Source organism: Sphingobium sp. WTD-1, assembly GCF_030128825.1.
Classification (GTDB): Bacteria; Pseudomonadota; Alphaproteobacteria; order Sphingomonadales; family Sphingomonadaceae; genus Sphingobium.
This window is the reverse complement of the sequence record NZ_CP119127.1, coordinates 3,813,563-3,828,085: the sequence shown is the minus strand read 5'-3', so window position 1 is coordinate 3,828,085 and position 14,523 is coordinate 3,813,563. Positions and strand designations below refer to the sequence as shown.

14 protein-coding genes and 2 pseudogenes are annotated in these 14,523 nt (G+C 55.3%); 9 read left to right on the top strand and 7 right to left on the bottom strand.

The window, feature by feature from the left end; all coding sequences use genetic code 11:
• Positions 1–11 precede the first annotated feature (11 nt).
• The gene (locus N6H05_RS18915; protein ID WP_284111133.1) at positions 12–683 is read right to left on the bottom strand and encodes a hypothetical protein; all 672 of its coding nucleotides are present in this window, start codon (positions 681–683) and stop codon (positions 12–14) included.
• Between the two features lie 150 nt (positions 684–833).
• Positions 834–1,624: pseudogene (locus N6H05_RS18910) on the bottom strand (IS5 family transposase).
• Between the two features lie 113 nt (positions 1,625–1,737).
• Between N6H05_RS18910 and N6H05_RS18905 the strand changes: the two are divergent.
• Both N6H05_RS18905 and N6H05_RS18900 read left to right on the top strand, forming a co-directional pair.
• Entirely contained in the window at positions 1,738–2,097 is a 360-nt protein-coding gene (locus N6H05_RS18905; protein WP_284111131.1) for a lysozyme, read from the top strand.
• Positions 2,097–2,447 (top strand): hypothetical protein, encoded by a 351-nt coding sequence (locus N6H05_RS18900; protein ID WP_284111129.1) that lies wholly within the window; start codon positions 2,097–2,099, stop codon positions 2,445–2,447. Before N6H05_RS18905 ends, N6H05_RS18900 begins: the two co-directional genes overlap by 1 nt.
• 153 nt (positions 2,448–2,600) lie before the next feature.
• Here the strand turns inward: N6H05_RS18900 and N6H05_RS18895 are convergent, their stop codons facing one another.
• On the bottom strand, positions 2,601–3,950 hold the full coding sequence (locus N6H05_RS18895) for an IS1380 family transposase (RefSeq protein ID WP_502958942.1): 1,350 nt from the start codon (positions 3,948–3,950) through the stop codon (positions 2,601–2,603).
• A 244-nt stretch (positions 3,951–4,194) separates the two neighbouring features.
• Here N6H05_RS18895 and N6H05_RS28310 point away from each other — a divergent pair.
• Positions 4,195–4,985: pseudogene (locus N6H05_RS28310) on the top strand (IS5 family transposase).
• A 45-nt stretch (positions 4,986–5,030) separates the two neighbouring features.
• Here N6H05_RS28310 and N6H05_RS18880 read toward each other — a convergent pair.
• The gene (locus N6H05_RS18880) at positions 5,031–5,903 is read right to left on the bottom strand and encodes a hypothetical protein (RefSeq protein WP_284111126.1); all 873 of its coding nucleotides are present in this window, start codon (positions 5,901–5,903) and stop codon (positions 5,031–5,033) included.
• Positions 5,904–6,003: 100 nt separating this feature from the next.
• Here N6H05_RS18880 and N6H05_RS18875 point away from each other — a divergent pair, with 100 nt between their 5' ends.
• The 6 genes from N6H05_RS18875 to N6H05_RS18850 all read left to right on the top strand — a co-directional run bounded on the left by N6H05_RS18875 (position 6,004) and on the right by N6H05_RS18850 (position 9,976).
• Positions 6,004–6,942 (top strand): hypothetical protein, encoded by a 939-nt coding sequence (locus N6H05_RS18875; RefSeq protein ID WP_284111125.1) that lies wholly within the window; start codon positions 6,004–6,006, stop codon positions 6,940–6,942.
• Positions 6,943–6,989: 47 nt separating this feature from the next.
• Positions 6,990–7,781: a hypothetical protein gene (locus tag N6H05_RS18870; RefSeq protein ID WP_284111124.1), complete on the top strand. Its 792-nt coding sequence runs from the start codon at positions 6,990–6,992 to the stop codon at positions 7,779–7,781.
• Positions 7,778–7,924: a hypothetical protein gene (locus N6H05_RS18865; protein WP_284111123.1), complete on the top strand. Its 147-nt coding sequence runs from the start codon at positions 7,778–7,780 to the stop codon at positions 7,922–7,924. The genes N6H05_RS18870 and N6H05_RS18865 overlap by 4 nt, the downstream gene beginning before the upstream one ends.
• 748 nt (positions 7,925–8,672) lie before the next feature.
• The gene (locus N6H05_RS18860; protein ID WP_284111122.1) at positions 8,673–8,975 is read left to right on the top strand and encodes a hypothetical protein; all 303 of its coding nucleotides are present in this window, start codon (positions 8,673–8,675) and stop codon (positions 8,973–8,975) included.
• Positions 8,972–9,562, top strand: coding sequence for a hypothetical protein (locus N6H05_RS18855; RefSeq protein WP_284111121.1), 591 nt, complete (start codon positions 8,972–8,974; stop codon positions 9,560–9,562). The genes N6H05_RS18860 and N6H05_RS18855 overlap by 4 nt, the downstream gene beginning before the upstream one ends.
• Positions 9,563–9,628: 66 nt before the next feature.
• Positions 9,629–9,976 carry a hypothetical protein gene (locus N6H05_RS18850; RefSeq protein ID WP_284111120.1) on the top strand — a complete coding sequence of 116 codons (348 nt, stop codon included), beginning with the start codon at positions 9,629–9,631 and terminating at the stop codon, positions 9,974–9,976.
• A 246-nt stretch (positions 9,977–10,222) separates the two neighbouring features.
• Here N6H05_RS18850 and N6H05_RS18845 read toward each other — a convergent pair whose 3' ends face one another.
• The 3 genes from N6H05_RS18845 to N6H05_RS18835 all read right to left on the bottom strand — a co-directional run bounded on the left by N6H05_RS18845 (position 10,223) and on the right by N6H05_RS18835 (position 14,516).
• Positions 10,223–10,402, bottom strand: a complete 180-nt coding sequence (locus N6H05_RS18845) for a hypothetical protein (RefSeq protein ID WP_284111119.1) — start codon at positions 10,400–10,402, stop codon at positions 10,223–10,225.
• Between the two features lie 93 nt (positions 10,403–10,495).
• Positions 10,496–10,747, bottom strand: a complete 252-nt coding sequence (locus tag N6H05_RS18840) for a hypothetical protein (RefSeq protein ID WP_284111118.1) — start codon at positions 10,745–10,747, stop codon at positions 10,496–10,498.
• A 31-nt stretch (positions 10,748–10,778) separates the two neighbouring features.
• Positions 10,779–14,516 carry a carbohydrate binding domain-containing protein gene (locus N6H05_RS18835; protein ID WP_284111117.1) on the bottom strand — a complete coding sequence of 1,246 codons (3,738 nt, stop codon included), beginning with the start codon at positions 14,514–14,516 and terminating at the stop codon, positions 10,779–10,781.
• Between the last annotated feature and the right edge of the window lie 7 nt (positions 14,517–14,523).

Genomic DNA, 14,523 nt, shown 5'->3' with positions numbered 1-14,523 from the left:
TTGCGCTCTCCTTAAACCAGAAACAGGCCAGATTGATCTAGCTTCAATGCCTTTGGTTGAGGCGCTGCACCTTCTTGTAGAAGTCGGGCATTGACCCATACTCCCTTGTTCTCATCGTAGAACTGATCCGCATTCAGGAATGTGCGGTTGTTATCGTGCAGAACGACTTTCGGCTGGCTGCATACCTGAGTGAATGGCGCAAATAGGAATGTGCTGGAGAAGTCACCCTTGCTGTGGCTTCCAACGCCGATCTTCTCACTTAGGATAGAAGCAACGCGAGTGTAGCGCGATGGGTCGGTAATTGGTTCGACCAGCGGGATTGCGACCAGCAGGCGTTCTTCCGGTCGCTTCGTGTTGATCTCGTCCTGTGAATGAATGACGTAGTGGACATATGGAAGCTCAGCTAGAGCAGCATCCAGTTTGTTGCGACAGGAGTAGGGATATTCAAGCATGATCGCGGTCATTTCCTGAATATCGGCTTTGAGGTGATTGCGCTTATAGCGGGCAAAGGACCAGTAGTATTCGTCCTTCTGTTCGCGGCTATGTTTGACCAGTTCCGCGAGGTTGTGGCCCATGTTCTCAAAGCCACCAGTGCCGTAGATGCTTGCGGTATAGCTGAATTTGACCAGCGCTCTTTGAGTGCGCAGTTTGAATAGACTGATTGTGATTGTTGGGTCGATCATCGTTCTCTCCTAAGCGATTGCAGCAAAGCATTTGCTGTCAATAATACTTAGCTTGAGAGTGCAAAAACCGGCTTCTTATAGGCCGAAAACTGCTCATTTTGGTGTTCTGATAACTATGGGATGGAAAACTCATCCCGTAACGGCCTTGGCCTAGGTTTCGTGGACAAAGGGTATCCATTGCAGGGCTGAGACGAGATTGACGAAGCCGAGGTAGGACTCTTTGGTTTTGTCGTATCGAGTTGCGATACGCCGCCAGTTCTTGAGTTTGTTGAAGAGGCGTTCGACAAGATTGCGCCAACGGTATTTTTCGCGATCGTGTGGGATTGGATCGCGCCGATTGCTTTTGGCGGGAATGACAGCCTCAACGTCAGCATTGGCCAATTCCTCGCGGATGGCATCTGCATCGTAGCCCTTGTCCGCCAACAATGCCTCGATCTTATGAGCAATCAAACGGAACAGCGGGCCAAAGCCTTGGATATCGTGGCTCTGGCCCGGCGTCAGGACAAAGCCGAGCGGTCGGCCTTTGGCATCGCAGCGGGCGTGGAGCTTTGTGCTGAATCCGCCTCGCGATCGGCCAAGCGCCTCGGTTTCCTGAGTCCCTTTTTTATGCCGACGGCACAATGATGTGCTCGGACCACGGTGCTGTCGATCATGTCCGCAGTGGCATCACGAGCCACCATTTCGCCCAGTGTCTCGAGCATCGCCTCGAACACCCCGGTCGTAACCCAGCGCCGGTAGCGGCGGAAAACGCTGTTCCACTTGCCATATTCATCCGGCAAGTGGCGCCATTGCGAACCTGTGCGGGCGATCCACATCATGCCTTCGAAATACAGCCGGTTGTCCTGTGCTGGACGACAGCCACGACCACGCTCAGATGGCAGTAATGTGCCGATGATCCCCCACTCGTCCTCCGTCAGCCCAATACGCTCGCCCAACGCCACCTCCAAAAGGCAGCCTTGAATCAACGCCCGATCCTGCTGTCAACCTTTGTCCACGAAACCTAATCCGACAGTTCGAGGGTTGTAGGCTCTCGGCTTATCTCTGCCCCGCAAAAGTGCCGACTATCGGCTGGGGCTTCACCACATGGAACGGCAAGAAGGTCCAGCTTGGTCAGAAGATCACGCAGGCAGAAGCCGACGCGGCTCTCATCAAGGAATATGATGCATATGAGGCACAGGTTCGTGCGCTCGTAAAAGTGCCGGTCAGTGCTAATCAGCTAGGTGCGTTGGTCAGCTTCGCGTTCAATGTCGGCGTCGGTGCGCTGCGCTCGTCCACGCTGTTGAGGATGCTCAACGCGGGCAATTATGCTGGTGCTGCTCAACAGTTTGCCAGGTGGGACAAGGCCGGTGGTCGCGTCCTGGCGGGGCTGACAAAGCGTCGTGCAGCCGAAGCCATGCTGTTCGTGAAATCCTAATGGCTATCTCGACCGCTGCCGCGAAAGCGAAGGGCCGTGCGTTACAGCAGAAGGTGCGTGACGCGATCCTAGCCAAATATCCCGACCTGACCCCAGATGATGTTCGCTCGACGCCTATGGGCTGCAACGGTGAAGATATTCAGCTTTCAACCGCCGCAAAGCGAGCGTTTCCCTTTTCAGTCGAATGCAAAGCCCGCAAAGCCATTGCTCTGATCTACGACGCTTTAACGCAAGCCAAGGGCCAGAACGATCTCACACCGATCGCCGTTGTGAAGGCGGATAGGAAAGAGCCGCTGGTCGTGCTGTCGTTGGATGACTTCATGAGGCTGATTAACCCGGCTTATTCATGAGCCCGCTGCACTGGGGTATTTCGGGTTTGGTGGGTCGGTTGCCGCGTGATCTGGGCGAGCGCCAGCGCCGGCGTTTTTCACCGCAGCAGGAGCAAAGGGCTTTTCGAGGTTGATGGACGAGGGCTCGGGCTTTCGGCGGCACTGCCGCACTGGCTATGTCGGTGCTGGCCGGAGACTGGTGGCGATTGCTTTGAACACGTCGGCCTCCGGGCAGGCTGACGCGAAGGCGAGACGGATACGCGAGGAGGTTTCGATGACGCGGGCAGCCACCTTGAGCAGCCGCAAGCGTAGCGTTGCGAACTCGGCCGTGGCCAGCGCGGTGGTCTTGGGGATCGCCTGCTGGACGCGCCACAACAGCCAGTAGGCGGCGGTGTGTAGGATGAGGCGCATTTGATTGGCATTGGCTGAGCGGCACGAGGTGCGATCGCTGGCGAGTTGAGCCTTGTGGCGCTTGATCAGGTTTTCGGCTTGGCCGCGCGCGCAGTAAAGCGTGTCGTAGATATGCTCGGCCGAGCCTTCGGTCAGCGAGGTGACGACGTAGCGGATATCCATGCCCAGCGTGCTGGCCTCGATCCGGGCGACGACGCGGCGCTGGCAGTTCCAGCTCTTTGCGCCGTAGTGCGTCTCGGCATAGTTGCGCAGGACCGGATACTGGGCCGTGGCCCGCTTGACCGCGCAGGCGTCTGCGATGGCAACGATGACCGGATCAGCACGTAGCGCGGCATTGGTCGGCAAGCCGAACACGTAATCGACGCGGTGGGCCTCGCAGAAGGCCATGACTTCGGGGCGGCCATAATGCCCGTCGCCGCGGAAGGTGATGTGCGTTTCTGGCCAGTACCGGCGGATATGACGCACCAGGCGCCGGATGTGGCCGGCAGCTTCGGCGCCTGACGGCGTCTTACCGGTGCGCAGCAGCATCGCGACCGGACGACCGGTCGCGGTGTCGTACACATGGATCGGCAGGAAGCAGCGCTCACCGTGATGCCCGTTCCAGAAGGACAACTGCTGATAGCCGTGCACGACATCGCAGGTGTCATCGATGTCCAGCGTCACCGCCACTGGTGGAGCCGGATAGCTGGCGCAGTAGACGCCGATCATCTCGGCCATCATCCTGGCCAGCTCACGCGTGGTCGGAGCATTCTCCCAGCGGCTCATCGTCGGTTGGCTGGCAAGCCCCGCGCCCGATCCCGGCAACTTGCCCAGCGCCAGGCGGAAGCCCGGATCGTCGCGCAGGGCGTCGAGATCATCGGCATCTTCATAGCCGCACGCGATCGCGAACACCCGGGCACGTAGGATGTCATCGAGGCGATGGATCACCCGCGTCGGGTCACGCGGATCGGCAATGCAACCCGCAAGCCGCCGGCAGAGCCCCATCGCGCGCTCGGCCTGCGCAAGCAGCAGAACGCCGCCGTCCGAGGTCAGTCGGCCACCGTCAAACGCGGCTGTGATCTTCTTCCCGCCGACCGCTGGGAATCGGAATGAAGTTGCGATATCGTCTTTCATGGCGGGTGTGGCCTGTGGCATTTTCTGCCCTGCAGCAGGGCCGGCGTAGACACCCAGTTCCTAATTCAGATCAGAGGCTTATGCCACTCCCGCCAACCCTTCAGGCCCCCGTCGGTGAATAAGACGGGTTAAATAGTCGGTCAACATGACACTCAACCGGACTGCTCAATCCGACGAGATATTAGGTTTCGTGGACAAAGGTTGACAGCAGGATCGGGCGTTGATTCAAGGCTGCCTTTTGGAGGTGGCGTTGGGCGAGCGTATTGGGCTGACGGAGGACGAGTGGGGGATCATCGGCACATTACTGCCATCTGAGCGTGGTCGTGGCTGTCGTCCAGCACAGGACAACCGGCTGTATTTCGAAGGCATGATGTGGATCGCCCGCACAGGTTCGCAATGGCGCCACTTGCCGGATGAATATGGCAAGTGGAACAGCGTTTTCCGCCGCTACCGGCGCTGGGTTACGACCGGGGTGTTCGAGGCGATGCTCGAGACACTGGGCGAAATGGTGGCTCGTGATGCCACTGCGGACATGATCGACAGCACCGTGGTCCGAGCACATCATTGTGCCGTCGGCATAAAAAAGGGACTCAGGAAACCGAGGCGCTTGGCCGATCGCGAGGCGGATTCAGCACAAAGCTCCACGCCCGCTGCGATGCCAAAGGCCGACCGCTCGGCTTTGTCCTGACGCCGGGCCAGAGCCACGATATCCAAGGCTTTGGCCCGCTGTTCCGTTTGATTGCTCATAAGATCGAGGCATTGTTGGCGGACAAGGGCTACGATGCAGATGCCATCCGCGAGGAATTGGCCAATGCTGACGTTGAGGCTGTCATTCCCGCCAAAAGCAATCGGCGCGATCCAATCCCACACGATCGCGAAAAATACCGTTGGCGCAATCTTGTCGAACGCCTCTTCAACAAACTCAAGAACTGGCGGCGTATCGCAACTCGATACGACAAAACCAAAGAGTCCTACCTCGGCTTCGTCAATCTCGTCTCAGCCCTGCAATGGATACCCTTTGTCCACGAAACCTAAATTAGACCCCAGTCGGAACTTCGGCTGGGGTTTTCTTTGTCGAAGCTACTCATCGCAACGGTCGGACGTTTCTCGTATCTCTTCCCAGATGGGTGCGACGGCATGTTCGCATTTATCGTTTGAGGGGAAAATACCCCGTGCAGCATTCTCGGCAGTCGCCATTCCATATGAAAGTGCGCGACTTGTCAGGATTTTTAGTGCCTCGCGATCATCTGAGTTGTAATTATCGTCGAGGACGCGGGAACTGTACGTCGAACTTAATTCTGCCACTGCGCCTATCTGAAAAAGCGGCATCTCTGGTATGTGGGCTTTAATCGTCATGCACTTGATTTGACTAATCAGGCTGGAGTCGCTGTATTTTGTTCCATAAAGGCTATATTTTTTCGGCACTGGATTGATGTATTTCAGGTCATCTTCATACATCGTCAAAACATATTCAAACTGCTTGACCAGCTCTGTTTTGCTCAGGCCAAGCGGAATAGCCAGTATCGCAGATGGTTGCTTCCCTTGCCGCTCCCATCGTCCGGTAATGTAGTCATGGCCCCGCTCCATCAGCGTTTCTAACGGCGTCGAGCCATGTTCAGTCAGGACGTCTACCAGTCCGATACGAGGCTGTTCGCCGTGGTGTCCGAACAGGCGCAGGCCAGTCTCTAGCCACCACGCATCGTAATCGAGCCGACGCATATCTCCAAAATCATCATAGACCGCCAGAACGGTATCGAAGTCCGCTGGAAGGCGCGCCCGGTCTGCATCTGTCAATTCACCCGCACGATCCCTGCGAGCTAATTCGTAGCTTGGGCTGTAGGTCAGGAACTGCGTCCAGAGGCTGCAAAAGATGGCTTCGTTCGGTTTGACCCATCGGTCGCCCTTACGGAGATATTGGCGCAATTTCATCAGCATCGGGTTATCAAGTTCCATCTGGACGCATCTAGATAATCGATCATCTAGCCCGTCCCAGCCTATCAATTCCTCACCAAGACGCAGTGAGTGTCGTTGGAAAATAAGGAGTTAGATAGGTATGGTTGAAGAAGTTACTAACGTCGCCAACATCGAAAGCCGTGAGGGTCGCGATGCTGCTGAACAGGCTCGTATCGACAAGGAGCTGGCCTCTGTCCGATCGGATATCGGGGGACAGCAGGCGGCTTGGAAGGCGGCTCGTGGCAAGGCCGCGTTGGCGCGAATGGTCGCTCAGGCGTTCGTCACCGCAGATTTCATCCTCAATAACGTCGATGAGGAAGTCCAAGCCATCGTGCTTTCGCAGCACCAGATGGACTTTGGTCGGGCCGGGACTTCTCGTTTCACCCCTTGGCTCATGACCGCGTGGGGCGAAGAAGACCCTTTGGCTGATAAGGTCAAGGCAATCGACGGGCAGCTTTACTCCAAATGGAATGCTGAAAAGAGCATGGCATTTTATTTCCACGCTTGCGAAGCAGCGGCCGACGCCGGTTATTCTCATAAGAGCTCTGTAGATGAGGTGGTGGCCTATTTCGTTGCCAACGGAGGCGCATCGGTCGTCGCCAACAAGCGGAAGTCCGCCAAGGCGGAGGAAGCCAAGAAGGATCGCGAACCCACCGAAAAGGTCGAGCGGGAAATGTATCTCCAGGATGGCCCTGCTGTGCGCATCGACATTGAACCCGCTGCGCTGGCTCTCCCGAAAGACACCAATGGCTACTTCACCGTGCTGCTCGAACGTGATGAGCTTGGAAACACATTCTTCCGGGGGGTGGCCAGCACAAAAGCCGACAGCGTTCTGCAAAAGCTGGCGAAGGAAGCATATCCTGCTTTGAAGGCCGAGCGCGAGAAGCAAGCAGCAATCAATGAAGGCATCGCGAAGGCACTCAAAGAGCAGAAGAAGGCTGTGAAAAGCCCGTCTCCTTTGCGCGTCACGCCTAAGGCACTCGCTGACTTTCAAGCAAGTGTCGAGGCTAAAGCCAAGACTGGCGAGTACGAAGGCTGATGCATTCACGGCGGGCTTCGGCCCGCCGTTCATAGGAGTTTAATAAAATGACTAATTTGTTGCAACGCGCTGCTGCACGGGTGGCTCTGCGCGCACTCAATTCCGACAGCAATTTCACGCACGACAAGGCATCCCTGAAAAGGACTTTTGGGGCCGATGTTGTGAAGCACATCGAGGAAGAAGTCGCGGCTGTGAAGGAAGCAAACGCCATTGCACAAAGCCACGATGGTCCTGATCTCACTCCAGAAGCTGCGACATACTGGTCTGAGGTGCTAACGCTCATTGAGCGCGGAAAGGCGGTACAGGCTAAGAGTGATCGTGAGGCTGAACGCATTCTTTTCAAAGAATGCGAACGGCAAGTCGAGCGCTTTGATGAACTGGTTTCGGGAGCGGAGAGGTACAAGTTCAAGACCTATGATGCCCAGCGGGCAGCGGAAACATATGACCCCCGATGGTCCTATCTGGATTTTGATCCTCCGCTTCTAAGGGATGATTTCTGCAATTCATACATCGTTCCCAATGTCCGCAATTATGCTCAGGGAATAGTGTTGGCAGCAATCGCCCAGCCTGAACCTACGCAGGAAGAGAGGGCGAAGCAGGCCGCTGCTACGCTCGAGATGTTCCGGCTTTTCAGGGCAAACGAAGGACTGAAGCAGCTTGAAGTTATCAAAAGACAGGAGCGCGAAGCCGCTACTGTGGCCAGTAGAGTCAAAAAAGTCGCAGCCGATTTCAAGAAGGCCCAAAAAAGAGCCGAGAGAGAAGCGGCAAAAATGCGGAAGGGGTCAGGTTCATCGCAAAATGCGATGAAAGATCATAATGAGGGGCGTAGCGAACAATGACCATTGAACAACAAATCGGTGAACTGGCCGAAAAATACTTCCGACTCCATGGGGCATGTAGTTCCGAAGCGGATTATCTTATCGACATGATTCATAGCGCACTATCAACTGTCGCAGAAGAGGAGGAGAAAGATCTAACTTAACTGCTAGGAAGCGCTCTAAGCGCCATTATCTTTCCGGTGTGTCCATGTTGCCCCCAGCGCATGGACATATCAGGATGGGGCGCAATGACGCGGTGCGGTCGAAGGCTGGTCGCGTCTGCCCGTCTCCCTCAGTCACCCATTTTATCTGCGCCCGAACGGCGAGTTCCTGTGACCCCACAAGCGAAGCGTTGGCTGTCCGCAGGACTTCTGGAGCGTCGCAGACCCCTGAGCGTCGCAGACAATAACTCCGTGAAACGGATCCAGGAAACCAATTGATCTCAAATCGCGATGGCTTCTGAGGCCAATGAGTACCGGAGCGGATAAGCGAAGTGTTCCGCGAGGAACGGAATTGGCGCGAAGTGCCAATCGCTACTTGTTGGATGTGTAGTTAGGGAATGAGGGAATGGGATTAGGGGATGTTACTCTACGAGAGTAATATACCTATTCTATTGCCTTGTTCTCTAGCTGCGCTTCCGACAACCTATTTTATATATAGATACCTATTCTATTCAAATGAATAATGACAGCACGGAGTCAGGGTCAGTATAGTCAGGACATGAAGAGCAGTTCGCTGAAACCTGTTTGAAGCCGGTTTTGACGCTACTCAGATAAATACATATGTAGACGCAGGGTCCAAATGCTGTCGTCTATGACAGCGGTATCCTGTTTTTATCCTTAGCGAAAGACTTGACCCGCTTGTGCATTGGACCCGCACAAGCGGGTCTTTCGTTTTAAGGAGTTCTACAACATGACGCAAATCACATATCACATCGACCCAGCCGACCTTGCTGCTTGGGAACTGGCGCAAATCGCGATCCTTACCCCACTCAAGCTGACGATGACGTCATCATTTATCGCAGAGAACTACCTTACCCATAAACTGGGACAGTGGTTCGATGACAACACCGCAGATGGTTGGGAGGAAATGCGTGGTAGTTGGATGACAGTCACTTATTGTGCGTTCGACACTACTCCGCTGAGTGCAAATCTAGAGTTTCATAGCAAGTCAGAAGCCATGCTGTTCAAGCTGACCTTCGGAGGTGTGGCATGAACTCCAAGCTGAATGTCAGTCCAAGGCTATATGCGTATCTAGTATCGTGGCATGAGACTTCGACCACTAAGCAGCGTGCAGCTGGATCGGTGGTCAATCTCCCATTTCAGGACTTTTTCGATCTATTCACAGCCCGTCAGTTGAAAACTCTGGAAGAAGCCATCGCGGCTAATCGCATACGCTATCTCATGGACGTTAAAAACCCATACGCACTGGTTCTTTCGTGGAAGTCCTATGCGGCGAAGTCGCTCAACGTGATGGATAAGACCACCGCGACCATCTGTTCGCGCATGAAGAGCAGGCAAATCAATCTGCCCCAGAAAGGCGACACTCTTCGTGAGGATCACAAGGAAGCTATCGCGAAGAAGCTGACTGGCGTTGCAAAAACCGAAGAGCATCGTGCGAACATGAGCAAGGCCCAGCAGGGTAGCAAGAAAGCCGGTTGGTCCGAAGAACGCAAAGCTGAACGCCGCAAGCTGATCGCGGATAAGAAGGCTGCTGCTGATGTTGTAAGAAAATCTGCCGAAGATGCGGCATGGGCGCAATTGGAGGCCATGAAGAGCGGTGGCGACCAGTCGGACAGCTAAAGCCCTTATATACCTATTCTATTGATTATAATCAATAATAAGAAAAACATAAGGGGAGAGAATGCAATGATATATGAAGAGAAAGATGGTCATCATTTCATCGAGTTCAACGCTCGCGCTTTAGTCAGTTATGAAAAGGAGCGTGCAGCATATCGTGAAGCTGTAGCGGCGCTCAAGGTCATTGGGGTTGTCCCAAACGCTCAATATGTGAGTGAAATGACATTGCAGACGATATTTCTGAGCGAGTTTGTATCTGATTTGGATGCAGCTTCGGAAGACTACTTCGAATATGGTGTCACTAGGTCATGCAGAAGCAGTCTACTTAATCCAGATGTTTCTCAATACAATTATCGGATTATGTTTCGCAAAAAGTCAGACGCAATGCTGTTCAAGCTCGCCCACGGCGGTCACTGAACGCACTTTCGGCATGTTGATTCAAAGAAGCCCCGGAAGAAATTCCGGGGCTTTTCCATTAGAGATCGAGGGGATCGATACGTCGCTTCCTGATCTTCGACCTGATCCATTCAGCGATGCGAATGAGTGTCCAGCCGATTGATAGGACGGCAGCGATCTGAGGCAGGAGTTGGGCTAGAGTGCCAACGGCCAGTAGCCCAGACAGAATGTCTCCGATGTTACGGGCATCTTCCAGATGATGGATCATTACAGCACCTGACTGACTACGGTAGCAATCGCTGTTACGACGTTAGTCCATGTGCTGGCGTCTTCTTGAGATACAACGCCCATGATGGCGAAGAGGGATACGGCGGCAGCAGCGACTACCTTGTTCTTGGCGACAACGGTAGCTACCTTGTCGATAACGGAAGTGAGTTTGATCTTCATAGTCTGGCGACCTCCAAATGGTATTCCGTATTTAGAGGAATGGTCGTCAGATACTCATGGTAGTGCCGGGAGAATGAACCCCCGGCAACTTAGTTAGGCTGCGTCCCAGACTGCAATGATGTTAGCTAGGCGCTGGCGCTCTTGTTCAAGCTGGATTTTGCTGCCGTTGAGAATGCTCACATGCTGAGCAATTACTTGAGCAGTCACATAGTCGAGTGCCGTGTCGGTAGCCGCAGTAGCGTCTTCCATCATTTCATCGACAGCGGTCATCCTTAGTTCGATTGCTTCAAGGCTGGCTTCAACCTGCTGGCGCTGTGTTAGGTTTGGATTTGCGTATTGGTTCATAGATATTCCTCTCTTTCTTGTAATTATCGGATTAGATGAACGTCCATTTCAGCCGCAGATTGTTGATCGAGAAGTTCAAGTAATTGCCGCTGATCTGACGCGTGTAGTAGTCGCCCTGATTGACCATTCCGGTATCGGTGTTGCCCTTGAACGGGACAACTTCGATAGTCACGTCACCGGTGAACGTGTCCGGGTCAGGGCCGTCGAAGTTCGTTGTGAGCGCAGCAGAGAACGAACGCGAAGCGTAGGTGCTCTGAGCCGCGCCGGTCCACGAAGCACTTGCGAGAAGAACGCCATTCTTCTTGATGTAGATAGTCAGGCCGCCGTCTTGGAGATAGTCGATGTAATATGGCTTTCCGCTCTGCGTGCTCGTCTGTCTGCCGGTCAGATAAGTGAACGAGAGATTGCCTTCCAGCAGGTAGCTGCCGTAGCCAGTGGTTTGACCAAGGCTGCCGGAATACATCGTAGCACCAGGATTGCCCGCCACTGTCACAGGGCCAATACGCTTCACGAAACGCTGTAGAGCCAGCGCTTCCGGGTTGATCGTGCCACCGATCATCGCGTTACCGGAAATGCGAAGATCGCCCACAATATCGACGCCTCCACCGCCGTTGCTATCAGCGAAGACCGTCAACTGTGCGCGACCACCCGACACGGCATTGACCTGCCAATAGGCAGCGGTTTTGCCGTTCAGATTGTTGATTGCGGTCTGCTGGACGCTCACGGAGGAATTCAGCGTCGAGACGCTATTGTTCAGGCTCGCGATGGACGAGTTTGCGGTGGCGATTGCAGTCTGTGCGCTATTGATGGATGCCTGCTGAGTGGTCGCCACTGCGCTGCCGTTGCCGGGCGAGTAGCTGCAAGGCGTCGGAGCATTTGCGAATGTCTCGCGCACTTGCGGGCGCATGAACCATGCCCAGCTATCAGATTGATTGCTGAGCGTTCCGAATTTGCGAAGATACAAACGGGCCTTCACAGCATCGGAAGGGGCTTGCCCCTTGAAGCCGACCTGCGTCCAGTTGCCCATGCTAATGCCGCCGCTAAGCGGAGTTAGGGCGCCAGACGATGGAGTTGAAACTGCACCGCCAGACGCATTCTGGAACTGAAGATAGACTTGCACCTGACAGCGATGCGCTGCGACTTGGACCGAAACATCGTACCATTTGCTTGGCTGGATCGTGATGTCCTGCATCCAGTCGGAACTTCCCGAACTGCTGCTGTTCTGCTGATAAATGCTTATCGCGTTCACATATTGCGGATGCCAGTCGTTGCCACCGCCGTTGATGGGAAACACGACATTCGACTGACTGTTGATGCCGGTCCACCAGCCGGAAGTGTCCACCGCAAATTCCGTGTTGGTCAGGAGATTGCCGCCGCCAGTGCTATACTGAGCGGTCAGATTTGCTTGGGTGGTAGCCGTCGATGCTGCGCTGGATGCCGTCGCGGCCGAACCAGATGCCGCGCTTGCACTGGATGATGCTTCATTGGCTTTGGTCGATGCCGTGTTTGCGGAATTGCTTGCCGATGTTGCGGATGATCCAGCGTTAGACGAATGGGTCGCGGCACTCGATGCGCTACCAGCAGCCGCGCTGGCGCTATTTGAGGCATTATTCGCTTGTGTCGCTGCCGTGTTGGCCGAGCCACTAGCCGACGAGGCTGAATTGCCTGCATTTGTGGCGCTGGTCTGGGCGTTAGACGCACTGGTCGCCGCTGCGCTCGCTGATCCGGCTGCGCTGTTGCTTTCGGTAATGTCCTCAATGCGAAGTCCGACGACACGCGCATCATGCACGGACCCGGCTTGACCGGCGTCGTTCTGAGATTGGACGAAAGGCTTGAAGCGAAGGATGTTTGCCGGAATGCCGAGATTAAACTCGAAATAGCTCCAGGTCGTGACACCGGCATTAGCCGCACGGCTATATGGGAACGAATATGATCCGTTGGCCAATTGTCCCTGAATGCCGACGTTAACCGGATATGCAGATGATGAGCCGCAGCGCGCATAACCCGAAATGCGAAAAACGCGATCATTGGTCTGGGGTAGCGGAATGAACTCTGCACCTTCGGTGGCGTCACGCGCCTGACTACGCAGTTCCTTGGTCGTGCCTATCGAGCCGTTGGAATAACTGGTGACGGACACCGAGCCATTCCACATGCCCGTGCTACCGTCTTCAAATGTCGGCTTTGCGACGAAATTGCCGGTCGCATAGCTGCCAGCATAAAGAGCCTGCGCCGCTGAGGTCGATGCGCTGTTGCCCGCGTTCGATGCCGACGTGCTAGCCGCTGATGCGCTGTTGCTGGCGCTCGTCGCGCTGCCAGATGCGGCATTTGCGGAGTTGCTGGCGTTCGTCGCCTGTGTCGATGCAGTGTTGGCGCTGCCAGCGGCATTGTTGGCCGATGTCGACGCATTGTTTGCACTGGTCGATGCCTGACCCGCTGATGTCGCCGCGTTGGTTGCGCTGGTCTGGGCCGATGAAGCGGACGATCCAGCAGCGGACTGACTTGCGGATGCCTGAGAAGCGCTATTGGCTGCTGCGCTTGCTGATCCGGCCGCACCCGTGCTTTCGGTGATATCCTCAATACGGATGAATGCATAATCGACCGTGACCGTGGATGACGCAGCCAAGAGGCGCAGCAAGCAGCGAATGCTGGACGCGCCAGCCGCAATCATTGCGTTGGTCGTGGATGCCGGAACAGTGCCGGTCAGTTCGACCCACTGGTTCAGCGCGGTAAAAGTATAAGTCGACTGAACTGTGCCATTGCCCATCGTGCTGCCGGTCGTATTCACGCCAATGCGGTAAAGCTGAAGCTGGGCAAAAACAGAACCGGTCTGCTGACGGACCTTTGCGGTGATGCGATAAACGCGATCCGCTTGGAGCGGCATCATTCCGATATTGCCAACGTCAATCTGGCTATTTGCAGTGACGCGCATGGATCGACCGACATCGCTGTTGTTGACGAAAGCGAAGGTCGAATTGGCGGTGATCGGGTTTAGTGCAGCCGGTAGACCGCCAAAACCCTGCTGCCAGAACTTGCCGTCCTGCTGGAAATCCGATGGCATCTGAGAAGCCGCGCTGAGCTTCGCGGAAACATCGGACGAGTTCGCGGCGGTCGCGCTGTTGCTGGCATCGGTCGAGGACGACGACGCGCTAGACGCGCTATTGGCCGCCGAGGTCGCGCTATTGGATGCTTCGTTGGCCTTGGTGGAAGCCGTGTTTGCGGACTGGGTTGCGCTGTTCGCGCTATTCCCCGCGTTGGTCGCGGACGTGCCTGCCGACGATGCGCTGGTTGCGGCGGCGGAAGCAGACGAGGCAGCGGCCAATTGGCTCGTAACATCTTCGATTTTCAGAAATGCGAGCTGGATCGTGTGTGTTTCGCCCGGTTCGAGGCGCAGCAATGGTCGCAAGTAAGCGCCGCTACCCGCGATCACTGCGTCACCGGTTACGTCGATTGTTACGTTATACCACTGGTTTTGGACCGAAAGGGTCTGCAGAGTGGATGGCTGACCAATCTGACCATATGAACTGGACAGGTAAATGCCGTAGAGGCGCACGCCCGGTGCAGTGGCAGATGTTGCGCGCACCGACATGGTTAGGCGATAGGTTCGACCGGCGATCACGCTGACAGCACCCAGCGGCGCGATGTATCGATATGTGGTTGTACCGCCCATTTGAGCGACGCGACCGACATTGGCGACATCGAGATACGAGACCGCATTGGACAAAGCGGCTTGAGAGCCGGGCACACCCGTAAAAGTGTGCGACCAGAACAAGCCATCT

Coding starts and splice junctions, on each gene's coding strand:
- N6H05_RS18915 (WP_284111133.1), bottom strand. CDS start 683: ATGATCGACCCAACAATCACAATCAGTCTATTCAAACTGCGCACTCAA.
- N6H05_RS18900 (WP_284111129.1), top strand. CDS start 2,097: ATGGCTATCTCGACCGCTGCCGCGAAAGCGAAGGGCCGTGCGTTACAG.
- N6H05_RS18895 (WP_502958942.1), bottom strand. CDS start 3,950: ATGAAAGACGATATCGCAACTTCATTCCGATTCCCAGCGGTCGGCGGG.
- N6H05_RS18880 (WP_284111126.1), bottom strand. CDS start 5,903: ATGGAACTTGATAACCCGATGCTGATGAAATTGCGCCAATATCTCCGT.
- N6H05_RS18875 (WP_284111125.1), top strand. CDS start 6,004: ATGGTTGAAGAAGTTACTAACGTCGCCAACATCGAAAGCCGTGAGGGT.
- N6H05_RS18870 (WP_284111124.1), top strand. CDS start 6,990: ATGACTAATTTGTTGCAACGCGCTGCTGCACGGGTGGCTCTGCGCGCA.
- N6H05_RS18865 (WP_284111123.1), top strand. CDS start 7,778: ATGACCATTGAACAACAAATCGGTGAACTGGCCGAAAAATACTTCCGA.
- N6H05_RS18860 (WP_284111122.1), top strand. CDS start 8,673: ATGACGCAAATCACATATCACATCGACCCAGCCGACCTTGCTGCTTGG.
- N6H05_RS18855 (WP_284111121.1), top strand. CDS start 8,972: ATGAACTCCAAGCTGAATGTCAGTCCAAGGCTATATGCGTATCTAGTA.
- N6H05_RS18850 (WP_284111120.1), top strand. CDS start 9,629: ATGATATATGAAGAGAAAGATGGTCATCATTTCATCGAGTTCAACGCT.
- N6H05_RS18845 (WP_284111119.1), bottom strand. CDS start 10,402: ATGAAGATCAAACTCACTTCCGTTATCGACAAGGTAGCTACCGTTGTC.
- N6H05_RS18840 (WP_284111118.1), bottom strand. CDS start 10,747: ATGAACCAATACGCAAATCCAAACCTAACACAGCGCCAGCAGGTTGAA.